The following is a 22,903-nucleotide window of genomic DNA, read 5'->3' as shown; positions in this document are numbered from 1 at the left end:
GACATGCCCACGATTCTGGGACAGAACCAGTACGGCAAGGCCGAGAACCGCGTCGTCAAGATCACGCGTGACGGCGACACGCACCACATCAAGGACCTGAACGTCTCGGTCGCCCTCTCCGGCGACATGGACGACGTGCACTACTCCGGCTCGAACGCGAACGTCCTGCCGACGGACACCACCAAGAACACGGTGTACGCCTTCGCCAAGGAGTACGGCATCGAGTCCGCCGAGCAGTTCGGCATCCACCTCGCCCGTCACTTCGTGACCTCGCAGGAGCCGATCCACCAGGCGCGCATCCGTATCGAGGAGTACGCCTGGGAGCGCATCGAGACCTCCGACGCCAACTCCAAGTTCATCGGCGCGGACGAGGTGAAGCACTCCTTCGTCCGCAAGGGCCAGGAGACCCGGGTCACCCAGATCACCTACGACGGCGAGCAGTGGGAGGTCATCTCCGGCCTCAAGGACCTGGTCGTGATGAACTCGACGAACTCCGAGTTCTGGGGCTACGTCAAGGACAAGTACACGACCCTCCAGGAGGCGTACGACCGCATCCTGGCCACCCAGGTCTCCGGCCGCTGGCGGTTCAACTGGACCGACGACGAGCAGCGGATGCCGAACTGGGAGAAGTCCTACGAGCAGGTGAAGAAGCACATGCTCCAGGCCTTCGCGGAGACCTACTCCCTCTCCCTGCAGCAGACGCTGTACCAGATGGGTGCGCGGATCATCAATCACCGCTCGGAGATCGACGAGGTCCGCTTCTCCCTGCCGAACAAGCACCACTTCCTCGTCGACCTGGAGCCCTTCGGGCTCAAGAACGACAACGAGGTCTACTTCGCGGCCGACCGCCCGTACGGCCTGATCGAGGCCACGATCCTGCGGGACGGCGTCGAGCCGCGGATACCCGTCGACATGACCAACCTCTGACGCGTGGCCGGCGCGCGGATCCCCGCCCGTCCGGGTGCGGGGCCGGGCGCCGGCAGCGTGGTTTGCTTGACACGTGTACGCCGCACCTGTCCGCGGCGGCGTACCCGTACCGGACCCCCACCACCTCTTCACCTCCCTCGGCACCCACGGTCACGGCCGTGGCACTCAAATCCCCCTAGGGTCCTGCCGTGCCCTCACCGCCACTGCAAGACAAAGGACGCACCGCCATGGCAGCATCGGCAGCAGCCCCGCGCATCGTCATCGAGAACTGTGCGATCGCGACCGTAGACGCCAACGACACCGAGTACGCCTCCGGTTACGTCGTCGTCGCCGGCAACCGGATCGAGTCGATCGGCGCGGGGAAGGCACCCGAGAACCTGGAGAACGTGGTCCGCCGCGTGGACGGCACCGGCCACCTCGTCACCCCGGGCCTGGTGAACACGCACCACCACTTCTACCAGTGGATCACCCGGGGCCTCGCCACGGACCACAACCTCTTCAACTGGCTGGTCGCGCTCTACCCGACGTGGGCGCGCATCGACGAGCAGATGGCGTACTCCGCCGCGCAGGGCTCGCTGGCGATGATGGCCCGTGGCGGTGTCACCACGGCGATGGACCACCACTACGTCTACCCGCAGGGCTCCGGCGACCTCTCCGGCGCGATCATCCGTGCCGCGTCCGAGATGGGTGTCCGCTTCACCCTCGCCCGTGGCTCCATGGACCGCAGCGAGAAGGACGGCGGCCTGCCGCCGGACTTCGCCGTCGAGACCCTCGAAGGTGCGCTCGCCGCCACCGAGGAGACCGTCAAGAAGCACCACGACGCCTCCTTCGACGCGATGACCCAGGTCGCCGTCGCCCCGTGCTCCCCCTTCTCCGTCTCGACCGAACTGCTGAAGCAGGGCGCCGAACTCGCCCGCCGGCTCGGCGTGCGGCTGCACACCCACGGCTCGGAGACCGTGGAGGAGGAGAAGTTCTGCCACGAGCTCTTCGGCATGGGCCCGACCGACTACTTCGAGTCGACCGGCTGGCTCGGCGAGGACGTGTGGATGGCCCACTGCGTCCACATGAACGACTCCGACATCGAGGCCTTCGCCCGCACGAAGACCGGCGTCGCCCACTGCCCTTCCTCCAACGCCCGTCTCGCCGCCGGCATCGCCCGCGTGCCGGACATGCTCGCCGCCGGCGTCCCGGTCGGCCTGGGCGTCGACGGCACCGCCTCCAACGAGTCGGGCGAGCTGCACACCGAGCTGCGCAACGCCCTGCTCATCAACCGTCTGAACACCGAGCACCGAGAGCGCGCCCTCAACGCGCGCCAGGCCCTGCGCCTCGGTACGTACGGCGGCGCCCAGGTCCTCGGCCGCGCCTCGCAGATCGGCTCGCTGGAGCCCGGCAAGCTCGCCGACCTGGTGCTCTGGAAGCTGGACACGCTGGCCCACTCCTCGATCGCCGACCCGGTGACCGCCCTCGTCTTCGGCGCGGCGGCCCCGGTGAGCCTCTCCCTTGTCAACGGAAAGCCGGTCGTCGAGAACAGCCGGCTGCTGCACGTCGACGAGGACGCCATCGCCCGCTCCACGCGGGACGAGGCCCAGCGCCTCGCGCGGATCGCCGCGCAGGCCTGACCCCCTGGTAGTCCGGCCGAGGGGGACGGCCCTCGGCCGGCGGCCGTGGACCCGAGCGGGGTCCATGGCAGCCGTCACCGGGGGGTGCGTGCGCCAAAGGTACGCACCTCCCGGGGATGGTGACTCGTGTCGCCACCCCATCGGCACGGCTTTGTCTTGGGCGCACCACATCACCGACGCACCACCTGCAGTACTTCGCACCACTCAGCACCACCTCCCTGACACCCACGTCACCGCCGACGTGTCAACCGACCGGAGGAACCGCCCGTGGCCGCAAAGCCCAGGTTTCAGCCCGATGCACCCGATGCAGGCGCCGCCCCCGACGACCGGAAGCACCCGGTCGACGAGACGCTCCCGCCGTTCAAGATGTTCACCAGCGGCCTGCAGCACGTGGCCGCCATGTACGCGGGTGTCGTGGCCCCGCCGATGATCGTGGGTCCCGCCGTGGGCCTCAGCGCCAAGGACACCGCGTTCCTGATGGGCGCCAGTCTCTTCACCGCGGGCATAGCGACCCTGCTCCAGACCCTCGGCTTCTGGCGGGTCGGAGCCCGCCTCCCCTTCGTCAACGGCGTGTCCTTCGCCGGAGTGACCCCGATGATCGCCATCGGCAAGGACCGTGGCTACGACGGCATGGCCGTCATCTTCGGCGCGATCATCGTCGCCAGCGTGCTCGGTTTCGTCCTCACGCCGTACTTCTCCCGGCTCGTCAGGTTCTTCCCACCCGTCGTCACCGGCACCGTCATCACCCTGATCGGTGTGTCCCTGCTCCCGGTGGCCTTCCGCTGGGCCCAGGGCGGCAACTCCGCCGCACCCGACTTCGGCTCGACGAAGAACATCGTCATGGCCGCGCTGACGTTCGTCATCGTGCTCGCGCTGCGGAAACTGCTGCGCGGCTTCCTGCAGCAGATCGCCATCCTGCTCGGTCTGGTCGCCGGTACGGTCCTCGCCGTCCCCATGGGGATGACCGACTTCGACGCGCTGCGGAACGCCGATCCGGTCGGCTTCCCGACGCCGTTCCACTTCGGTGCCCCGCAGTTCGAGATCGCCGCGATCGTCTCCATGTGCATCGTGATGCTGGTCTGCATGACCGAGTCCACGGCCGACATGCTCGCCCTCGGCAAGATCGTGGACCGGCCCGCCGACGAGCGGATCATCGAGGGCGGCCTGCGCGCCGACACCCTGGGCAGCGCCGTCAGCCCGCTCTTCAACGGCTTCATGTGCAGCGCCTTCGCCCAGAACATCGGACTGGTCGCCATGACCAAGGTGCGCAGCCGCTACGTGGTCGCGGCCGGCGGCGGCATCCTCGTCCTGCTGGGCCTGTGCCCGGTCGCGGCGTCCGTCATCGCCCTGGTGCCGCTGCCGGTGCTCGGCGGCGCGGGCATCGTCCTCTTCGGCTCGGTGGCCGCGAGCGGCATCCAGACCCTGGCCGCGGCAGCGCTGGAGAAGGGCGAGAACGCGCTGATCGTGGCGGCCGCCGTGGGGGTCGGGCTGATCCCGATCGCGGCGCCGGAGTTCTACCACGCGTTCCCGAAGGACCTGCTGGTGGTGCTCGACTCGGGCATCTCGACCGGATGTGTCGTGGCGATCGTGCTGAACCTGGCCTTCAACCACCTGGGCAGTAAGCCGGGTCCGGAGCAGGAAGCGGTCACCGCGAGCGAGAGGGAGAGCGTCGCGGTCCACTGACGCGCGGGTTCACCGATGCGCCGGTCGCCGGTCGCCGGTCGCCGGTCCGCCGGTCCCCGGTCCTCCGGTCCGCCGCCCGTGACGGCGAATCCGGACGTGCAAGCGTATGGATCGCACCTGATCGATACGCTTGCACGTCCGGTGTGGTGGGTTTCCCTTCGATTCAGCCGAGCCTGACGGTGATCTTCTGGCTGGCACCCGAAGTGCCGCTGAGGTCGCCGAAGGTGAGCTTCAGCGAGGAGCCGGTGGTCGCGCCGGTGACCGTGCCCGGCTTGGAGATCACGGAGGCGACGGCACGGTTCCAGGTGAGCGTCAGCGACGTCTGCATCCGCATCGGGTCGGACACGCAGATCACCGCCGTGCCGTCGCTCTGCTCCCGGATCATCACGGCGCACGGAGCGCTCGCCACCAGGTCGCCCGCGGTCCCGCCGAACCAGAAGTTGACGCCGGTGAACCCGAGGGAGTCCACCCGTACGCCCTGCTGGTCATCGGTGTTGGCGAGGATCCGCAGCCAGCCGGTGTCGGCCGCGCGCGCCGCTGTCTGCGCGGTGCTCGCCCCCGGCATCAGCTGGTACCCGTACGTCGCGTCCGCCGGGGCGGTGCCGTGGTCGACGTACAGCGTGAGATAGCGGCGGGAGACCGCCGTGGTCGAGCCGCCCTTGTTGATGTCGCTCCACCGGCCGGTGCGCTGCTCCCGCAGGGCCTTCAGCGTCGCGCCGCCGGGGAGGACGTAGCCCCCGAAGCCGCTGATGTGCGCCCAGTCGGTGGCGGTCAGGGTCGCGGACCAGGGGAGAGTGGCCGGCTGGACCGTGCCGTCGACGGTCAGGGTGTGGTTCCCCGCCGCCCCGAGATTGCGGTTGTCGACGATCGTCTCGACGGCCGCGCCGTCCGTACATCCGATGCCGGCGCCGAGGCAGACGATCGTGTCGTCGAGACAGAACCAGGACTTCTTGGCGACCAGCGTGCTGGAGAGCCCCTTCAGGTACTGGCCGACGGCCGCATGCCGTCCGTCCGTCGCGCCGCCCACCCAGTTGACGTCCGGCCGGGACGCCCCCCAGTCGCCGCCCGCCGCGTCGGCCAGCGGCTTCCTGGAGACGGTGATGCCCGGCAGCCGGTACGGATCGACCGTGGGCCAGAAGGCGTCCGAGTACTGCCCGTTGCCGTAGGTGTCGCCCCACCAGTAGAGCATTCCGTTGCCGGTGTGCCAGCCGCGCAGGTTCTCGCCGTTGCCGGTCTCGTAGTACGTGATGCGCTTGGAGGCCATGCTGATCGACGCGGCCCAGCCGGGTCTGCGGTGGGTGGCCCGGTCCATGGCCGCGAACAGCCGGGGTCCCGTGGGCTCGGCGATCGCGGTGACCGAGGTGTCGTTCTGCACGGCGGTGAGCCGGGCGAGCGGGGCCAGGCCCAGCGAGGCGTCGCTCGTCGCCGGGCTGTAGTAGCCGCGCTGCATCCAGCCCTTGACCAGACCGCGCCAGCGGGCGTTCTCGGTGCTGCTCGCGCCCTGCCCGAGCAGCACGATCGCGGCGAGGATGCCATGGCCCCGGGTGTGGTCGTCCTGCTGGATCTGCCGGGAGTCGCCGGCCTGGAGACCGCGGCTGGGTGCCCGGCCCGAAACGCCGTCCATCATCAGGCCGTTGTAGAGGAACGGCGCCCAGGCCCCCTCGACCGCGTCGAGGACGATCTGCCGATTCGGGTCGGTGACGGCCCAGCCGGAGCCGCTCAGCAGGGCCATCAGCATGCCGATGCCGCCGAGCATGACCGCCCCGTACGAGCCGGTGTACGGCACATAGGTGTGCTGGATGAACGATCCGTCGGCGTAGAGCCCGTCGCCCGACGTGACGTACGGGAAGACGGGCGAGAGCGCGTTCCGGGCGAGGGTGAGCTTCGCGGAGCTCTTGCCGACGACGCCGCGTACGGCCAGGACGCGGCACAGGTCGACGCGGTTGGCGCCGGTGCTGGTGCCGGTGTAGCTCGCGACCGCCGAGTCCGGTAGGAAGTGGTCGACGGCCGCGCAGTAGCCGGCGATCTGAGTGGCCGACAGCTGGTCGTACATGAGCACGCAGGTGTCGAGCAGGAGCTGCGGAGCGCCGATCTGCCAGCTCCACCAGTTGCCGTACCGCGTCCGGTTCTCGTAGTAGACCTGGGCGTAGAGGTGGTCGAGGCCGGTGAGGACGTCGGCCGCGAGGGCGCTGTTGCCGGTGAGGCCGGTGCCCTGGCGCACGTACGCCTCGGCCATGGTCCGCAGCCGGGAGTAACTGTCCACGATCTTCGCGGAGTAGCCGAACGACTCCTGGTCGGTGTCCGGCTCCGGGTCGGCGAAGACCAGATCCGGCCAGAGCGAGCCGTTCGCCGGGGCCATGGAATCCCGCCATCCGGCGGCGGCGGTGCCGAGCTCCGCGAGTTTCGTCCTGAACGGTTCGGCGGTGGGGCTGAAGCCCGTACCGAGGATCAGATCGCGCCAGATGGTGCGGAGTGTGTCGTAGGCGTCTGCGGTTTCTGCGGTTTCGGCGGCGTACGCCTGGCCGGGGACGGCCAGGACCAGGGCGGTGCAGCCGGTCGCGCGCAGGACGTCGCGACGGGTCCAGGGAGTCATCATCGGGTCTCCGGAGCCGGGGGATGGCGTTGCGAAGCGATCGGTTTCTAGCACCGATCTGGTCAAGTGCTCAAGTAATCCAGCAGAGTTGAGCGAATTGATCGTTTGCTGGTGTGCCGGAGGGCCGGGCGCCCGCGCGTGTGCGCCGCCACCCGGGCTCCGTGTCCTGCCTGGTCAGCCGACAGGTGTCACCGCCCGTCGCCAACCCTGATGCAGGACGTCGGGCTGACATCCCTCACGTACGGCGGTATTCGGCCGCATCCGACGGACGACACAACCGGTCCCGGGCGTATGACGTCGTACAGGGCAGACAGGGACGCATGACCGCCGTGCGGGACGAATCCCGCGCGGTACGGGGGACAGAACCGGGGGCAGTACATGCACCGTCACCATCGTGAGAGCTACTACGTCGTCAACGAGGGCCGGGACGGCAACGAGGGCCGGGACGGCAACGAGGACCGCGGGGACCGCGAGGAGCGCGAGGGCCGCGTCCTCGAGCCGCAGCAGGGGGGAGAGCACGGTTCCTCGCGCGCACCCACCGCCGAGGAGGCGCGGCGCGCCTTCCGCTTCTCGCGGATCAGCAAGCAGCGCGGCGTGCGGATCAGCGAGGAGCTGCAGACCAAGCTGGCCGAGGCGATGACCACCGCCGCGGCAGGACCGGACCCCGACTCCGACGCGGACGGCGCGCCCGGGATCCCGGCCGGATTCACCTATCTCGGTCAGTTCGTCGACCACGACCTGACCCTCGACAACACGCGCGCCGCGCTCGGCGAAACGGTCTCGGACGAGGACCTGCGCCAGGGCCGCTCACCCGCCCTCGACCTCGACTCGGTCTACGGCCTCGGCCCCGACCACCGCGCGAGCGCCCACTTCTACGAGCCCGACGGAAGGCTCAGGACAGGCACCTCGCTCGGCGTTCCGTTCCCGCCCGACTTTCCGCCCGCCAACACGGACCTCAAGGGCTTCGACCTGCCGCGGGCAGGCGAGAGCGCCGGCGGCACCCGCGCCGACCAGCGCGCCGCGCTCATCCCCGACGCCCGCAACGACGAGAACCTGGTCGTCGGCCAGCTCCACCTCGCCTTCATCCGCTTCCACAACCAGGTCCACGCACACCTGGCCACGAGCGGCGTGCCCGAGCCGCTGCTGTTCCGGGCCACCCGCGACGCCGTCGTCAAGCACTACCAGTGGATGCTCCGCACCGACTTCCTGCCGCGGATCGTCGACCCGGAGATCGTCTCGCGCGTCTTCACGTACGGACGCCGCCACGTCGACGCACCGGGGGAGTACCGGCCGGGCGCACGGCCCACGATGCCACTGGAGTTCTCCGTCGCCGCGTACCGTCTCGGCCACAGCATGATCCGCGCGGCCTACCAGTGGAACCGGGTCTTCCGTACGGACGGACCGGGCGGCACCGCGTCGCTCGCCCTGCTCTTCCGCTTCAGCGGCACGTCCGGAAACCTCACTCCGCCGACCGGGAACCCGGAAGACCTCAGCGACCTCGACGACCCGCAGTCCGGCGAGAACCTGCGCCTGCCGAGCAACTGGATCGCCGACTTCCGCAGGCTCTTCGACTTCACGGAGGCGGGCCGCGACGATCTCGCCGTACCGGCGGCCGAGTTCAACCTCGCCAAGCGCATCGACACCCGGCTCGTCGACCCGCTCACCCTCCTCCCGACCGGCACCTTCGCGGGCCGCGGGCAGCCGGCCCCGCCGGCGATCCACCGCAACCTGGCCTTCCGCAACCTCGCCCGCGCCGACATGGTGGAACTCGCCACCGGCCCCCAACTGGCCGCCGAGATAGGCATCCAGCCCCTCACCGCCGACCAGATCCTGGAGGGGGCGGGCAGCGGCGCGGACCTGTCCGCACTGACCGACGACGAGCGCGCCGAACTGGTCGCCCACACCCCGCTCTGGTTCTACGTCCTGCGCGAGGCGGAGACGAACCCGCGCCACCCCGGCCGTCTCACCGGAGTCGGCGGCCGTCTCGTCGCCGAGGTCTTCCACCGGGCCATGGAGGGCAGCCGCACCTCGATCGTCCGGCATCCCGACTGGCGTCCCACCCTGCCCGCCGCGCGCCGCGACGCCTTCACCATGGCCGACCTGCTCCTCTTCGCCTTCGACGGCGAGGCGGACCAGCTCAACCCGCTGGGGGACGGCCCGATCCCGGCCCCGGAGGCCGGCCCGGGCGAGGCCCCGGCTACCGATCCGGATCCCACCGCATGAGGTTGCTGAACAGCTCCGCCTGCTCGACCGCGTCGTCCAGCGCGTGATGAGTGTGCCGTCGCCGCGAGAGCAGCTCGCGCGGCATCGCTCCCTTGGCGACGGCACGCAGCGGCAGCCGGGCCTTCGTCGCGTACAGGGTCTTCATGTCCAGACACCCCGAGTGGCCGAACGGGCTCGCGCCGGTGAACCGGATCAGGTACCAGTACAGGAACGTCCAGTCGTACGAGGCCGGATAACCGCACATCACCGGCTGGGCTCCCGTGCTCACCTCGCGGACCCAGTCGGTGAACGCGGCCATGGCGGCGGCCGGTTCGCTGCCGCTCTCGATCAGCCGCTCCCGGTCGAGCCCGCTCACCGCGAGCGCCTCGGGGACGAACTCCTCGCTGATCGGCCGCAGCTCACGGTAGAAGGTGTGCGCCTCTGGGTCCTCGGCCGGGACGTACCCGTCGGCGTCCTGCCGCCCCGCCACCGCCGCACCGAGGCTGATCATCGAGTACGGGCCCGGGATCGGCCCGTCGGCCTCGATGTCGACGGAGATGTAGAGGCTCGGCTTCACGCGGCGTGACGACGTACGCGAGGAGGACGACGTACGTGGGGACGGCGGCGGGGCGGACGAAGACATGGGGGAAGCCTGGCAGGACGGGGGACCGCGGGCCACCGGGTTTCGTCTCCGCCGGAATCGCGACGGGGAAGCGGGGGAGCACCACCCCGGTCGCGCGGCTCGCGTACCCCATCCTCGTCAGCCTCCGGGTCCGTTGCCCGGCCGGCCGGCCGGGGAGCGGGAGCAGCCTCGCTCTTCCGGGCGAGGGGGCCGCGCCGACCGTAGCGCAGTGCCGGCAGCCAGTGCAGAACATCCCGAGCCCCGCCGCGTCGAAGACCTGGACGGCACCACCGATGCGGTTGATCGCCGGGTGCGGGAAGAAGACCACGGCGGCGGCGACGAGCGGGGTGAAGAAGTAGCCCATGTCCCGGAAGGCGGCGGGCGGGATGTCGCCGATGACGAGGTAGCGGAAGAACCCGCCGCCCAGCGCGGTGATCTCGGCGAGGGCCGCGATGCCGGAGACGTCGGACTTCTTGCCGACGGCGACCAGAGCCCCGGTGACGGCGAAGACGAAGATGCCCGAGAGGTCCGCCACCGTGTGCACCGAGTGATCGAAGATCTCGTACTGAAGATCTCGTACTCCTGCGACACGCCGGATCTCTTGACACTCCGGATCTCTTCCTGCGGCGGGAGCAAGGCAGCTCCGCCGTCGGGGCGACCGTCATCGATGCGGGGCGGTCCCCTGTCCTCAACGCCTCCTCAGCGCTTGGCGTCCTCCGCGGTCCAGTCAGGGCTCCGCCCACTCAGCCCGACGACCCGGTCGAGCAGCGGTGCGTCGTCCGGGACCGGCACGACCGGACCGAACATGCCGTCGCGACCCGGGTCGTCCCCGGCCGGCTTCATCAGCCCGTACGACACGGCCAGGCTCGCCTCGTCCGGGTCGTAGTCCTGGCCGGTGGCGCGGGCCAGGTCCCAGCCGTGGACGAGGAGCTCGTTGAGCGCGACGCGCCCCGCGATCGCGGCCGGGAACGTGACGCCGCCGGCCTGTGTGTCGCCGTCCCCGGCGCCCGGGGCGCGCCACGCCGTCACCAGCTCGTCCAGGAGGCGGGGGAGTTCCGTACTCCAGTCGTCCGCCAGGACCCACTCGACCGTGCCGGGATCGGTGCCGGTCGTCGGCCCGAAGTCCTTGCGGGCAGCGTCCCGGAAGGCCGTGCACAGCCCGACGACATGGGCGAGCAGCTCCCGTACGGCGTACGCGGGACACGGGGTGGGGTTCCCGAGCTGCGCGTCGTCGATGCCTTTGGCCAGCCGCGCCATGTCCGCGGCGACCGGTCCGAGGTTCACGTGGTTCGTCTCCATGCAGGGCAGACCTCTCCGCGCACGGAAACTCATCGCCTGACCGACCTGCCGTCGTCCGTCCAGCGGGACGCCGACTCCGCGGCGGTGACGCGTACGCCCCGGGTGATCACCCGATCGGGCCATCCGCACGTGGCAGGAGGGACGAGTCGCACATGGCACCCATACGCTCCCGAGGTGACCCGTACCACCCCTATCGCTGCCCTGGACACCGGCCTCGACGATTTCCTCGCCTGGGCCGAGACGGAGCGGGCTGCCGCTCCGCCCGTGCGTCCCGCCGACGCCGTGCTCACCTTCCTCGCCCTGCGCGGCGCGGACAGCAGGGCGGGGGTGCCCGAGCCGACGCCGCAGCTGCTGAGCCGTGTCCTGCTCGAGGACCTGCCGGCGCTGCTGTGGGCGACGCCGGAGGAACGCGCCGCCATGCCCGATCTGCTCACGGCACTCGCCGACCGGGTCAGGGCGGGGAACCGGCTCAACGCCAAGCGTCATGCCCGTCTGCTCGATGCCGTGCAGGAGACGATGCCGGAGTTCGAGCGGGCGATGACCGATCCGCGGAACCTGACCTGGCCCCGCTGGTACGCGTCCCTGCTGCGGGCGGACGGGGTCGACGCGGACGACGACGCTGCCGTCCGGACCTGGCTCGCGGCGTACGCGGAGACGCCCCACGCGGACCGCCCGCGCCTCCCGTCACCACTGCACCGCTCCGCCGTCGTGGCCCGTACGCTCGCGGCCCGGGCCGTTCTGACCGAGGCCCTGCTCGTCCAGGACCCCGCCTCCGGTCCGGACCAGCTGGAGCGTCTCGCGGCCGAGCTGACCGACCGCTGGACCGCGTCCGGCCTCAGCGACGCGCTCGCCGGTCCGTACGCCGAGCTCGCGCCCGGTCCGGAAGACCTTCCGCACCTCGCCCTCGCGGACCGCATGCTCGACGAGCACCTCGACTACTTCGCCGACGCCGGCATCCCGCTGCCTCCGCCGCCCTCGTCGCCGGCCCGGGACGAGATCCGGGCGCTGCTGCACGCGGCCCCGCTCCCCGCCGCCCTCGCGGCGGGAACGGCAGGCGACGACCTGCGTGAACTCGCCGAACGGTGCGGCTTCCCCGGCCCGGCAGACACGGTCTGGACCGAGGGCACGCCGGAGGAGCTGACCGAGCTCGGCGCCGACATCCTCGCCGCGCTCGTCGAGCGCATCCCCTCGGCCGCCGAACCCGAGCAGGAGTACGCCCTCGACGCGGCGCACATCCTCTACGCCCTCTACGAGCGCGGCAGCACCCCGGACTCGGTGGCGCGCAAGGCCGCCGACATCGCCGGCTGGAAGGTCGCACCCGGGCTGGAGGAGCTCCCGGTCCCCGTCCCGGACTCGGCCACTGCCTCGTACGCGACCCCCACGACGGCCGAGCTCGCCGGCCTCCTGGCCCTCCCCGGCCTGACCGACGACGACCGCACCGAACTCGACGCCCACGCCCGCGCCCTGGCGGACCTCGTCGACCAACTCGCCGAGACCGGCTGTGTCTTCCGCACCGGTGACGCGTACGGCCTCACCCCGCTCGGCAGCGCCGTCATGCGCCACATCCTGACCGCGGGCGACGTCGCCGCCCCCGGCCGGGAGGACGTCGCCGCCTGGGACGCCGCCCAGACCGTCGCCGCCGTCCAGAACTGGCCCCCGGCCATCGCCGCCGCCACCCTGACCGCCTGGACCACGGCCCGCGGCGGCACGGACGCGGCCTGGACCGAGCTGCTGACGGCCGTCGCCGCCGCCAAGTCCGCCGACTTCCCGCGCACGGCCACACCGTCGCTGTTCGCCCACCTCGACGCCGCCGGCGTCCCGTCGAGTGCGCTGCGTACGGCCCTGACCGACCCCGTCACCGGCGCCTACGCACACCGCCTCCTGACCGCCCGCCACGAGCCCGCCGCCGAAGAACTCGTCCCCCTCACCGCCCGCGCGACCCTGCTCCTCGAGGACCTGGACCGCCTCTGGACGGAGGACATGCGCGCCTTCGTCACGGCCGCCGCCGAGAACCGCGAACCCGACCCGGTCCCGACGGCGCTCCTCGACGCGTTCGACGCGGCGGCGGCCGGATGGCCGGGCGGCGCCACGGCCCTCGTCCGCGCGCTGGCCGAGGCGGACCCGTCCACCTCCCTGCGTCTCCTGCACGAACTGCGCGACCGCCACCCGGAGCGGGCGGTGAGGGACGCGGCGACGCACACCGTCAAGACCGCCATGTCCTCCATGCCCTCCGAGAGGCGGCGCGCGTCGCGAAGCCAGTGAGACCCGAGCCGTCCCCAGGTCGCGGGGGCGCCGGAAAACCACAGGCCGGAACCCCACCCGTCCCGTATCGTGCCGGACCGGGCTCGAACGGTCCGAATGGTCCGAACGGGAGAGGCAGCGATTGACCGGCATGTACGACGTCTGGCGACGGGCGGAGCTGAGCAAGCGGCTTGACATCTGGTCGAGCTACCTGGGCTCACGCGTGGACGAAGGTGCCACGGGACGCCGCGAGCTGGAGGGCGTTCTCGCCTCGGCGCGCACGGCTTTCGCCGCCGGCGACCTGGACTCCGCGGAGGACCTCTCGCGCCGACTGGTCGATGACGCAGGTGAGTACGGTCTGACGTACGCCCCTTCGGCACCGCGCCCCGAGGAGGCCGATGCACAGGTGCGCGACTACGTGAAGGACCTCCTCCCCGAGGCGCTCTCCCTGGCGGAGCGCGACCGGCTCGACCACGTCAGCCTGTTCCTGCGCTGTGAGTTCAGGCGCCTGCGCGGCCGCTGCGACATCGATCCGGCGACGCGTCAGGACATCGACTACGTGTACGCCCGCGGGTGGATGGCCCTCGATCTGGGCCAGGTGGCGGCCGCGAACCGTGAACTGGTCCGGCTGCGGGACATAGCCGCGCGGTTTCCCGAGCGATCGCCCTGAGCCGGGCCGACGTCCGCCGGGTCGTCCTCGGTACGGTCACCGACTCGCCCGATGGGCAGCGCGCGATCCGGCCGGGCCGGGCACGCCAGGCTCTTGCAGGGCGTGGCCTACTGTGCCATACAGGTCTGGACCATTGCTCCGTCGGACGGAGGCAGTCCTGTGCAACGCGCCTTGGGATCCGCCGCGTTGACCGCGCTGATGTGCACCGCCGCCGCAATGCTCACCGCCTGCGGTGGGCAGGATGCCGGGGACACCCGCAGCCCGTCCGCACCGAGCGGCGTCACCGCCCAGGCCGGCAGCGCCACGTCCGTGCACGTCATGTGGGAACGGTCCGCCGACGACCGCGGCGTCACCACGTACGAGGTCTTCCGCGCCGGTACGCGGGTGAAGTCCGTCCCCGCCACCAAGCACATGATCGACGTCGAAGGCCTGACCCCGTCGTCCGCGTACACCTTCACCGTCCGGGCCCTCGACGCCGCGGGGAACGCCTCACCGCACAGCGTCTCGGTCCCCGTGACGACCCTCGCCCCGGCGGCCCAGGACAGCCGCCCACCGAGCACCCCCGGCCCCCCGAAGGGCCGGGCCGAGGGAGCCCGCTCGGTGACCCTGAGCTGGGGCGCGTCGGGCGACGACACGGCCGTGACGTCGTACGACATCTACCAGGCCGACTCCCGCATCCACACCGTCCCCGGCACCACGACCACCGCCCGCATCACCGGCCTGCGCCCCGGCACCGTCTACACCTTCACGGTCCGCGCCCGCGACGCGGCGGACAACTCGTCCCCGGACAGCGCGACCCTCGACCTCACGACCGCATCCGCCCCGGGCGCCGGCCCGAGCACGGCCCCCACCGGCCTGAAGGCCACGGCCCGCAAGGGCGCCGTCGACCTGACCTGGATCCCGCCGACGACGGGCGCCCCGGTCAAGGAGCACCAGCTCTTCCTCAACGGCAAATTGGTCACCACCATCGTCTGGGGAGCCCAGCCCCCGCCCGGCCAGGTCCGTTACACCTTCACGGTCACCGACGAGCCGGGTACGCGCTACTCGGTCAAGCTCCGGGCGAAGCTCCCGGACGGGAACTGGGGGGACTTCTCGGCACAGCGCACGGTGGTGGTCGGCTGAGGCGGTGAGGTCAGGGGCGCCTGTGAGCAGGGCGTCCAGGTCAGCCGTCGAAGCGGTCCCAGTCGATGCCCAGGTCGACCAGGAGAGCGAGGGCGCTGCGATGTGTGGCTCCGACCCGTACGTCGAAGGTGTCGTCACCCCTGTCGCCGATGTCGGCGGGTCGCCTTTGCCGCGGCCCTCAACATGGCGATCTGGCTCGCCAACACCTCGTAGTGCTGCCGCCCCCTGGTGCTGTGCGATACCAGGGGGCGGCAGCAGTACCACGGAAGGAACGAGGTCAGCCGACCAGCTGTTCGTACGCCGGCAGCGTCAGGAAGTCCGCGTAGTCCGCGTCCAGCGAGACGTGCAGCAGCAGGTCGTGGGCCTGCTGCCACTTGCCGGCCGCGAAGGCCTCCTCGCCGATCTCCTCGCGGATCGCGGCGAGTTCCTCGGCCGCGACCTCGCGGGCCAGCTCCGGGGTGGCCGTCACGGTCTTTCCGGCGTGCTCGAATTCCACGCCCGCGTTGATCCACTGCCAGATCTGGGAGCGGGAGATCTCGGCGGTGGCGGCGTCCTCCATCAGGTTGAAGATGGCGACGGCGCCGAGGCCGCGCAGCCAGGCCTCGATGTAGCGGATGCCGACCTGGACCGCGTTGCGCAGGCCCTCGTAGGTGGGGTGGGCGTGCAGCGAGGCGATGTCGATGAGTTCGGGAGCCGTGACGTGCACGTCCTCGCGGAGGCGGTCCTTCTGGTTGGGCTTGTCGCCCAGGACCGCGTCGAACGAGGCCATGGCGATCGGGACCAGGTCGGGGTGGGCCACCCAGGAGCCGTCGAAGCCGTCGGCCGCCTCGCGGTCCTTGTCGGCCTTGACCTTCTCGAAGGCGACCTTGTTGACCTCCGCATCGCGCCGGGACGGGATGAAGGCCGCCATGCCGCCGATGGCGTGGGCGCCGCGTTTGTGGCAGGTGCGGACCAGGAGCTCGGTGTACGCGCGCATGAACGGGGCCGTCATGGTGACCGCGTTGCGGTCCGGGAGGACGAACTTGGCGCCGCCGTCACGGAAGTTCTTGACGATCGAGAAGAGGTAGTCCCAGCGGCCGGCGTTCAGCCCGGCGGCGTGGTCGCGGAGCTCGTAGAGGATCTCCTCCATCTCGTACGCCGCCGTGATCGTCTCGATCAGGACGGTGGCGCGGACCGTGCCCTGCGGGATGCCGACGTAGTCCTGGGCGAAGACGAAGATGTCGTTCCAGAGGCGCGCCTCCAGGTGGGACTCGGTCTTCGGGAGGTAGAAGTACGGACCCTTGCCCAGGTCGATCAGGCGCTTCGCGTTGTGGAAGAAGTACAGACCGAAGTCGACGAGCGCGCCCGGCACCGGGCGGCCGTCGAAGCGGAGGTGACGCTCCTCGAGGTGCCAGCCGCGGGGGCGCATGACGACCGTGGCGAGCTCCTCCGCCGGCCGGAGGGCGTACGACTTGTTCGTGCGGGCGTCGGTGAAGCCGATACGGCGCTCGTAGGCGTCGATCAGGTTGAGCTGGCCGAGGACGACGTTCTCCCACGTGGGGGCGGAGGCGTCCTCGAAGTCGGCGAGCCAGACCTTCGCGCCCGAGTTCAGGGCGTTGATGGTCATCTTGCGGTCGGTCGGGCCGGTGATCTCGACGCGGCGGTCGTTCAGCGCGGCCGGGGCCGGCGCGACCTTCCAGCTCTCGTCCTCGCGGATCTGTGCGGTCTCCGGGAGGAAGTCGAGGGTGCTGGTGCGGGCGATCTCGGCGCGGCGCTTCGCGCGGCGGGCCAGGAGCTCGTCACGCCGGGGCGTGAACCGCCGGTGCAGCTCGGCGACGAAGGCGAGTGCCGCGTCGGTCAGCACCTCCTCCTGCCGGGGCAGTGGCTGGGCGTCGACGATGGCCAGCGGCGACGGCGCTGGTGCGGACATGAGCTGTCACTTCCTTCAGCGAGCTTCACGGGCAGTGCCTGGCGGCCGCGGGGGGCGTGAATGTGGCACTCAGTGCCAGAGCTCCGAAGGTGCGGTCGTCGACGCCGTCCGAGGTGTTGGGCGCTTCTGAACAGTGGATACTAGTTACCGCATGGTGGAAGTTCAATGGTTTGTTGATATCGAGATTCTCCGGGTCGACATACCGTGGCGCTCAGTGCCACGCCTCTTACTCAAGGTGCGCCAGATCCTCCGGCGTGTCGATGTCGTACGCGTCCGCGACGTCCCCGCACTCGACCAGGGTGATCTCCTTCTCGTGCTCCTTCAGGTAGTCCCGGGCCCCGCGATCGCCCGACGCGCGCTCCGCGACCGCCTTCCAGCGGGCGACGCCGAACAGCACCGGATGGCCGCGCCGCCCCTCGTACGCCGCGGACACGAGCGCGGACGGCGTCTCGCACGCGGCCACCACCCGGGCCACCGCCGCAGCGCCGATACCGGGCTGGTCCACCAGCGAGACCAGGACCGCGTCCGGGTCCCCGCCCGCGGTGGACAGGGACGCGAGGCCGGCGCGGAGCGAGGAGCCCATGCCCTCCTCCCAGTCCGGGTTGACCGTGACGACACAGCCCGACAGATCGGCCTTCCGCAGCACCTGCTCCGCCGCCGCACCCAGGACCACGTGCACCGAACGGCAGCCGCCGGCCCGCAGCACCCGTACCGCGTTCTCGACCAGGGGGCGGCCCCGGTGCTCCAGCAGGGCCTTCGGGCGGCCGCCCAGTCTGCGCCCGCCGCCCGCCGCCAGAACCAGACCCGCGACCTGCGGTTTGTCTGAAGTGTGAGCCATGCACCCTGCTTACCTCATCGAGTGGCCGTATGCCTCCACGACCTTGGATAGGGTGCCGTTCCGATACCGGAGTTCACCACGGGGGACCTGAGCAGATGAGCAGTCAGCAACCGGGCGGGAACGGCGTGTTCAAGCCGTTGGAGCCCGACGATCCGCAGACCGTCGCCGGGTACCGGCTCGCCGCGCGCCTCGGTGCCGGCGGCATGGGCAAGGTGTACCTGTCGTACACCCCGGGTGGACGGCCCGTCGCCATCAAGGTGATCCGGCCCGACTTCAGCGAGGATCCCGAGTTCCGGCGGCGGTTCGCGCAGGAGGTGCAGGCCGCGCAGCGCGTGCAGGGGCTCTACACCGCCCCCGTCATCGACGCCGACACGGACGGCGCGCAGCCGTGGCTCGCGACCGCGTACGTCCCCGGCCCCTCGCTCGCCGAAGCCGTCGTCGCGCACGGTGCGCTGCCCGTCGAGGCGATCCTGCTGCTGGTCGCGGGGATCGCCGAGGCCCTGCACGTGATCCACGGCGCGGGCATCGTGCACCGCGACCTCAAGCCGTCGAACGTCCTGCTCGCCGCCGACGGGCCCCGCGTCATCGACTTCGGTATCGCGCGCGCCGCCGACGCCACCTCGCTCACCAGCAGCGGAGTCACCATCGGCACGCCGTCGTTCATGGCGCCGGAGCAGGCCGCCGGGTCGCGGGTGACCCCGGCGACCGACATCTTCGCGCTCGGCCAGGTCGCGGCGTACGCGTCGACGGGGGCGCCCGCCTTCGGCGAGGGCACCTCGCACGGCGTGCTCTACCGCATCGTCCACGAGGAGCCCGACCTCAGCGGCGTGCCGGAGCGGCTTCGGGAGCTCGTCACCCGCTGTCTGGCCAAGGATCCGGAGGCGAGGCCCTCCATCGCCGAGATCATCAGGATCTGCCAGGCGGCGAACGCCGAGACCGTGCTGCGCCGGCCCGAGGACTGGCTGCCGGGCGCGGTCGCCGCGGACATCACGGGACGGGCCGCGGCGCCCGCACCCGCGTCGGTGACCGGGGGCGCGCCCCCGGTGCCGAGCGCCCCGCCGGCCGCGTACTCCCCGACCACGCCGGTCCCACCGTCCACACCGCCCCCCGGCTTCGGGCCCGCCCCCGCCGCGCCGCACCAGACGCCCGCCCCGCCGCAGCAGTCCCCGGCCTCCGCGTACCAGACCCCGCCGCCCGGATACCGGACCCCGCCCCCGGTTCACCAGACCCCGCCCCCGGCCCACGCGTACGCACCCACGCAGACCGGCTACGCACCCGTGCCGCCCCAGCCGCCGCAGCCCTTCGTGCCCGGCCCGCAGGGCGGCCAGGGACCGTCCGACCGGACCGGTAAGAAGGTCGCCCTCGCCATCGTCGGTGTGCTGGTCTTCGGCCTCCTCGCCAGCTGCACCGCGCTGATCGCGACGCTGGGGGACAACACCAAGGGCAGCCAGGGGCAGGGGAGCACGAGCAGCGGCGGGTCCGGAACGGGCGGTTCGACCGGGACCGGCGCCCCGTCGGGCGGCGCGCGGACCCCCAAGGCCGACCCGCCCGTCGAGTACAACGGCATCGACCTGACCGAGGACTACCTGCTGTCCCTCGCCGACGATCCGGTCAGGCCCCGCCAGTCGGACGGTGAGCTGGAGTACGACACCGGCGCACTGTCCACGAGCAACGGTGCGAGCCTCATCCTGCTCCAGGGCGGGCAGCAGGGCTCGCTGGAGACCTGCAGGAGCGAGACGCGCTACACGCAGTACATCTCCCGGGAGAAGATCTCCGCGGGTGCCCAGCTCTGCCTGCTGACGAGCTCGGGCAACGTCGGGCTCCTCACCGTGAAGGGCTTCAGCCCCGAATCGGATCCCAGCAGCTACATCAAGCTCGACCTGACGGTCTGGCGCAAGGCGCTGGAAGTAGACACGTCGAGCTGAATTTCGTACCGCGGAGTGGCGGAGTCCGCACAGAATGGCGTTAACTTGCCCGCGACCCCAGGCGTCTGACCATCGTCCGGCGGGTCGTACAACGAGCCGGGCACAACGACGTGCGAGGGGGGAGCTTTGTTGCAGAGCGTGGGGCAGACGCGGGTGACACGGAGCGGTGAGGACCCGAGGGTGGCGGAGCTGCGCTCCGCCGTCTCCCGGCTCCGCCGCGAACTGGCGGGCTACCCTGCCGAGTTCACCGACCGCGGGATAGCGGAGGACGAGCTCGCGGCGATGGACGCGATGGCGGTGAGCGGGGTGCCGGAGATCCGGCGCCTGCGCCGCTCGCTGCTCCTGATCGCCGGGTCGATCGGCTCGGTGAGCGCGCTCGGCCCCGGTTTGACGAACGTGCGGAACGCCGTGGAGCTCTTCGGCGAGCCGAGTGGCGAGCCGACGAGCGGTACGAACGGTGAGCCGCGGCTCTGACCCGGACCGCGGGCGTGCGGACGAGGGTCCTGGCGGACGAGGGTCCTGGCGGACGAGGGTCCTGGCGGACGAGGGTCCTGGCGGACGAGGGTCCTGGCGGACGAGGGTCCTGGCGTACGCCCGACCTGGCTACGCTGAGAAGTGATGTTCACCAACGAAGGTCCCACACTCCGCGAGCTCACCGTCCAGGCGCTCTCCTCGGTCGAGCACGGTTACGACCTGCTCGCGCCGAAGTTCGACGCGACCCCCTTCCGTACGCCGGAGCGGATCCTCGACGTGGTCGTGCGCACCCTCCGGCCGCTCGGCCCCTTCAGCGCCGGGCTCGACGTCTGCTGCGGCACCGGCGCGGGCACGCGCGCCCTGGGGGAGATCTGCCGCGACCGTGCCGTCGGCGTGGACTTCAGCGCGGGCATGCTCGACGTGGCGCGGGGCGCGCACGAGAAGGCGCACTGGGTACGGGCCGACGCGCGCGCCCTGCCCTTCGCGCCCGTCTTCGATCTGGCGGTGAGTTTCGGCGCGTTCGGGCATTTCCTGCCCGAGGAACGGCCCGGGCTCTTCGCCCAGGTGCACGCGGTGCTCCGGCCCGGCGGCGTCTTCGCCTTCCCCGTCGGTGCGCCGCCGCGCCTCGGCTCCTGGCCGTACTGGGCGATGCTCGGCTTCGACGTGGCCATGCGGGTGCGCAACACGTTCTGGCGGCCACCCTTCGTCATGTACTACCGCACGTTCCCGCTCACCGAGGTGTACCCCGAACTTGAGCGGGCCGGGTTCACGGTGGAGCTGCTTCCGCTCACGGAGCTGGGGCGCCGGCGCGACGGGAGCCCGCGCGCCGCGCTCCTCGTGGCGCGCAAGGCGGCCTGAAGCGGATCCGCCCGGGGCGCGAAAGGATCAGGGCGGGATCAGCGCCGGATGAGGCGCCGCTCCCGCGCCGCCGCCAGCGCCGCCGTACGCGAGTCGACGCCCAACTTGGCGTAGACGTGCACCAGATGGGACTTGACCGTCGCCTGGCTGAGGAACAGCCGCTTGCTGATCTGCTGGTTGGACAGTCCCTCGGCCACCAGCTGCAGCACCTCCAGCTCCCGCTTGGTGAGCGCATCGGCGGGCGTCCGCATCCGGTCCATCAGCCGGTGCGCGACCGCGGGAGCCAGCGCCGACCGGCCGGCCGCCGCGGTCCGCACCGCCGCCGCCAGCTCCTCCGGCGGCGCGTCCTTGAGCAGATAGCCCGCCGCGCCCGCCTCGACCGCCGCGAGGATGTCCGCGTCCGTGTCGTACGTGGTGAGGACGAGCACGCGCGGGGCGCCGGGCCGGGCGGTGATCGCGGCGGTGGCCTCGGATCCGTGCATCCCGGCGCCGAACTGAAGGTCCATCAGGACGACGTCCACGCCGCCGGCCGCGGCCAGTTCGACCGCACGCTCGGCCGTGGCGGCCTCGGCGACGACGGTGACGTCGGGCTCGGTCTCGAGGACCGCCCGGAGCCCCGCCCGCACGACGGGATGGTCGTCGGCGAGCAGCAGCCGGACGGCCGCACCGCCGTCGGTCATGCGCTCTCCCCCTCGAGCTCTCCCACGGGTTCCTCGTCGGGCAACGGCAGGGTCGCGGCGACGGCCGTGCCCTGGCCCGGCGCCGACTCGACGGTGAAGGTGCCGCCCAGGGACTCCGCCCGGGCCCGCATCGCGGGCAGGCCGAAACCGTGCTCCCCGCTCCTGGCCGGGGCCGCCGACGGCTCGAAGCCCTTCCCGTCGTCGACCACGTCGAGCGTCACCGACGCGTCCATGAACGTCAGGGTGATCTCTGCGCGTCCGGCGCCCGCGTGACGCACCGTGTTCGCCAGCGCCGACTGGGCGATCCGCAGCAGGGCCACCTCGTACGGCGTCGGCAGCGGCACCGGCGTACCGCTGACCGAGAAGTGCATTCGCGGACCCGGGCCGCCCTGCCGTGCGAGCCGCTCCAGGGCACCCGCCAGCGAGCCGTGCTCCAGATCCGGCGGTGACAGCGCCCGTACGAAACGCCGTGCCTCCGCGAGATTGTCCTGTGCCGCCTGCCGGGCCCGCGCAATGTGCTCCGCGGCGGGGGCACCGGCCGGAAGTGAGCGCTCCGCGGCCCGCAGCAGGAGCTGGATGGAGGACAGCCCCTGCGCGAGGGTGTCGTGGATCTCGCGGGCGAGCCGCTCCCGCTCGGCCAGCGTGCCCGCGTGCCGCTCGGCCGCCGCCAGCTCCGCGCGCGTCGAGATCAGCTCCTCGATGAGCCTGCGGCGGCGCTCGCTCTCCCGGTACAGCGCCTGGTAGCCGAGGACGGTGGCCACGGCGACGGCCGCACCCAGCAGCGGGCCGATGACCGCGCCGGGCCCGACCGGCCCGCCATGGCCCACGTACGACAGGATCGCGACGCCGGCCGTCGCGGCGACGGCGGGCAGGGACCAGCGCACGGGCAGCAGATGGAGCTGCAGGAAGTACAGCGGGAAGGCCGCCCACAGGCCGTCCGGGGTGAGCCCCAGCAGCACGAGCCAAGCCGTGCACAGGGCGCCGAGCCAGAGCGCCGCGCCGGCCCGCGTGGACCGTACGGACGGGACGAAGCTCCCCGCCGCGTACACGGCACCCATCAGCACCGCCGCCGCGACGACGGCGGGTGCGTCCGGGTCATGGTCCGCCACCGCCCGTACCGCGGCGAGCGCCAGCAGCCCCGCCATCAGCAGATGCAGGCAGACGCGCAGGGCACGCAGGGCGGGGGTGAGCGAACGGGGATCCATGATCTGTCCAGCGTAGGCCGGGCGTGCGGGCCCGCC

The 22,903-nt window shown here is 71.6% G+C and carries 18 protein-coding genes; 10 read left to right on the top strand and 8 right to left on the bottom strand.

All coding sequences use genetic code 11. From position 1 onward, the window contains the following. Positions 1-3: 3 nt before the first annotated feature. From pucL to ACFV9O_RS18970, 3 genes are all read left to right on the top strand, one after another. Positions 4-927: a factor-independent urate hydroxylase gene (gene pucL / locus ACFV9O_RS18980; RefSeq protein ID WP_385419165.1), complete on the top strand. Its 924-nt coding sequence runs from the start codon at positions 4-6 to the stop codon at positions 925-927. 227 nt (positions 928-1,154) lie between these two features. Beyond that, positions 1,155-2,546 carry an 8-oxoguanine deaminase gene (locus ACFV9O_RS18975; protein ID WP_385419163.1) on the top strand — a complete coding sequence of 464 codons (1,392 nt, stop codon included), beginning with the start codon at positions 1,155-1,157 and terminating at the stop codon, positions 2,544-2,546. Positions 2,547-2,813: 267 nt separating this feature from the next. Beyond that, positions 2,814-4,229: a nucleobase:cation symporter-2 family protein gene (locus ACFV9O_RS18970; protein ID WP_385419161.1), complete on the top strand. Its 1,416-nt coding sequence runs from the start codon at positions 2,814-2,816 to the stop codon at positions 4,227-4,229. Between the two features lie 163 nt (positions 4,230-4,392). Here the strand turns inward: ACFV9O_RS18970 and ACFV9O_RS18965 are convergent, their stop codons facing one another. After that, entirely contained in the window at positions 4,393-6,825 is a 2,433-nt protein-coding gene (locus ACFV9O_RS18965) for a polysaccharide lyase 8 family protein (RefSeq protein ID WP_385419158.1), read from the bottom strand. A 375-nt stretch (positions 6,826-7,200) separates the two neighbouring features. On the opposite strand from ACFV9O_RS18965, the gene ACFV9O_RS18960 reads away from it, so the two are divergent. Next, on the top strand, positions 7,201-9,045 hold the full coding sequence (locus tag ACFV9O_RS18960) for a heme peroxidase family protein (RefSeq protein WP_385419155.1): 1,845 nt from the start codon (positions 7,201-7,203) through the stop codon (positions 9,043-9,045). Here ACFV9O_RS18960 and ACFV9O_RS18955 read toward each other — a convergent pair. The 3 genes from ACFV9O_RS18955 to ACFV9O_RS18945 form a co-directional block, all read right to left on the bottom strand. Further along, positions 9,020-9,553, bottom strand: a complete 534-nt coding sequence (locus ACFV9O_RS18955) for a 3'-5' exoribonuclease domain-containing protein (RefSeq protein ID WP_385419228.1) — start codon at positions 9,551-9,553, stop codon at positions 9,020-9,022. The genes ACFV9O_RS18960 and ACFV9O_RS18955 overlap by 26 nt on opposite strands. Then, a complete protein-coding gene (locus ACFV9O_RS18950; protein WP_385419153.1) occupies positions 9,444-10,190 on the bottom strand; it encodes a trimeric intracellular cation channel family protein in 747 nt (248 codons plus the stop codon). The genes ACFV9O_RS18955 and ACFV9O_RS18950 overlap by 110 nt, the downstream gene beginning before the upstream one ends. Positions 10,191-10,345: 155 nt before the next feature. Continuing rightward, positions 10,346-10,945 carry a TIGR03086 family metal-binding protein gene (locus ACFV9O_RS18945; RefSeq protein ID WP_385419150.1) on the bottom strand — a complete coding sequence of 200 codons (600 nt, stop codon included), beginning with the start codon at positions 10,943-10,945 and terminating at the stop codon, positions 10,346-10,348. Between the two features lie 174 nt (positions 10,946-11,119). On the opposite strand from ACFV9O_RS18945, the gene ACFV9O_RS18940 reads away from it, so the two are divergent. The 3 genes from ACFV9O_RS18940 to ACFV9O_RS18930 all read left to right on the top strand — a co-directional run bounded on the left by ACFV9O_RS18940 (position 11,120) and on the right by ACFV9O_RS18930 (position 14,978). Next, positions 11,120-13,207 (top strand): hypothetical protein, encoded by a 2,088-nt coding sequence (locus ACFV9O_RS18940; RefSeq protein ID WP_385419148.1) that lies wholly within the window; start codon positions 11,120-11,122, stop codon positions 13,205-13,207. Between the two features lie 121 nt (positions 13,208-13,328). Next, positions 13,329-13,856, top strand: coding sequence for a hypothetical protein (locus ACFV9O_RS18935; protein ID WP_385419145.1), 528 nt, complete (start codon positions 13,329-13,331; stop codon positions 13,854-13,856). Positions 13,857-14,054: 198 nt separating this feature from the next. Continuing rightward, a complete protein-coding gene (locus ACFV9O_RS18930) occupies positions 14,055-14,978 on the top strand; it encodes a fibronectin type III domain-containing protein (protein WP_385419225.1) in 924 nt (307 codons plus the stop codon). A 277-nt stretch (positions 14,979-15,255) separates the two neighbouring features. Here ACFV9O_RS18930 and aceB read toward each other — a convergent pair whose 3' ends face one another. After that, positions 15,256-16,887, bottom strand: a complete 1,632-nt coding sequence (gene aceB / locus ACFV9O_RS18925) for a malate synthase A (RefSeq protein WP_385419142.1) — start codon at positions 16,885-16,887, stop codon at positions 15,256-15,258. Between the two features lie 226 nt (positions 16,888-17,113). Continuing rightward, positions 17,114-17,725, bottom strand: a complete 612-nt coding sequence (locus ACFV9O_RS18920; RefSeq protein WP_385419138.1) for an NTP transferase domain-containing protein — start codon at positions 17,723-17,725, stop codon at positions 17,114-17,116. Positions 17,726-17,820: 95 nt separating this feature from the next. Between ACFV9O_RS18920 and ACFV9O_RS18915 the strand changes: the two genes are divergently transcribed. The 3 genes from ACFV9O_RS18915 to ACFV9O_RS18905 all read left to right on the top strand — a co-directional run bounded on the left by ACFV9O_RS18915 (position 17,821) and on the right by ACFV9O_RS18905 (position 20,982). Beyond that, positions 17,821-19,650: a serine/threonine-protein kinase gene (locus ACFV9O_RS18915; protein WP_385419136.1), complete on the top strand. Its 1,830-nt coding sequence runs from the start codon at positions 17,821-17,823 to the stop codon at positions 19,648-19,650. Between the two features lie 126 nt (positions 19,651-19,776). Further along, a complete protein-coding gene (locus ACFV9O_RS18910; protein WP_385419133.1) occupies positions 19,777-20,124 on the top strand; it encodes a DUF5955 family protein in 348 nt (115 codons plus the stop codon). A 144-nt stretch (positions 20,125-20,268) separates the two neighbouring features. Beyond that, entirely contained in the window at positions 20,269-20,982 is a 714-nt protein-coding gene (locus tag ACFV9O_RS18905) for a class I SAM-dependent methyltransferase (RefSeq protein WP_385419130.1), read from the top strand. Between the two features lie 38 nt (positions 20,983-21,020). On the opposite strand, the gene ACFV9O_RS18900 is transcribed toward ACFV9O_RS18905, so the two are convergent. Next, positions 21,021-21,662, bottom strand: a complete 642-nt coding sequence (locus ACFV9O_RS18900; protein ID WP_385419127.1) for a response regulator — start codon at positions 21,660-21,662, stop codon at positions 21,021-21,023. After that, a complete protein-coding gene (locus ACFV9O_RS18895) occupies positions 21,659-22,867 on the bottom strand; it encodes a sensor histidine kinase (protein WP_385419125.1) in 1,209 nt (402 codons plus the stop codon). Before ACFV9O_RS18895 ends, ACFV9O_RS18900 begins: the two co-directional genes overlap by 4 nt. Between the last annotated feature and the right edge of the window lie 36 nt (positions 22,868-22,903).

Origin of the sequence: Streptomyces sp. NPDC059909 (assembly GCF_042730885.1) — a bacterium.
In the GTDB taxonomy this organism is placed as follows: Bacteria; Actinomycetota; Actinomycetes; order Streptomycetales; family Streptomycetaceae; genus Streptomyces.
This window is presented reverse-complemented; position numbering and strand designations above follow the sequence as displayed.

What these genes read in the sequence shown, in the direction of transcription:
- ACFV9O_RS18960 (WP_385419155.1), top strand. Translation starts at nt 7,201, where the DNA reads ATGCACCGTCACCATCGTGAGAGCTACTACGTCGTCAACGAGGGCCGG.
- ACFV9O_RS18895 (WP_385419125.1), bottom strand. Translation starts at nt 22,867, where the DNA reads ATGGATCCCCGTTCGCTCACCCCCGCCCTGCGTGCCCTGCGCGTCTGC.
- ACFV9O_RS18915 (WP_385419136.1), top strand. Translation starts at nt 17,821, where the DNA reads ATGAGCAGTCAGCAACCGGGCGGGAACGGCGTGTTCAAGCCGTTGGAG.
- ACFV9O_RS18930 (WP_385419225.1), top strand. Translation starts at nt 14,055, where the DNA reads ATGTGCACCGCCGCCGCAATGCTCACCGCCTGCGGTGGGCAGGATGCC.
- aceB (WP_385419142.1), bottom strand. Translation starts at nt 16,887, where the DNA reads ATGTCCGCACCAGCGCCGTCGCCGCTGGCCATCGTCGACGCCCAGCCA.
- ACFV9O_RS18900 (WP_385419127.1), bottom strand. Translation starts at nt 21,662, where the DNA reads ATGACCGACGGCGGTGCGGCCGTCCGGCTGCTGCTCGCCGACGACCAT.
- ACFV9O_RS18905 (WP_385419130.1), top strand. Translation starts at nt 20,269, where the DNA reads ATGTTCACCAACGAAGGTCCCACACTCCGCGAGCTCACCGTCCAGGCG.
- ACFV9O_RS18965 (WP_385419158.1), bottom strand. Translation starts at nt 6,825, where the DNA reads ATGATGACTCCCTGGACCCGTCGCGACGTCCTGCGCGCGACCGGCTGC.
- pucL (WP_385419165.1), top strand. Translation starts at nt 4, where the DNA reads ATGCCCACGATTCTGGGACAGAACCAGTACGGCAAGGCCGAGAACCGC.
- ACFV9O_RS18975 (WP_385419163.1), top strand. Translation starts at nt 1,155, where the DNA reads ATGGCAGCATCGGCAGCAGCCCCGCGCATCGTCATCGAGAACTGTGCG.
- ACFV9O_RS18945 (WP_385419150.1), bottom strand. Translation starts at nt 10,945, where the DNA reads ATGGAGACGAACCACGTGAACCTCGGACCGGTCGCCGCGGACATGGCG.
- ACFV9O_RS18920 (WP_385419138.1), bottom strand. Translation starts at nt 17,725, where the DNA reads ATGGCTCACACTTCAGACAAACCGCAGGTCGCGGGTCTGGTTCTGGCG.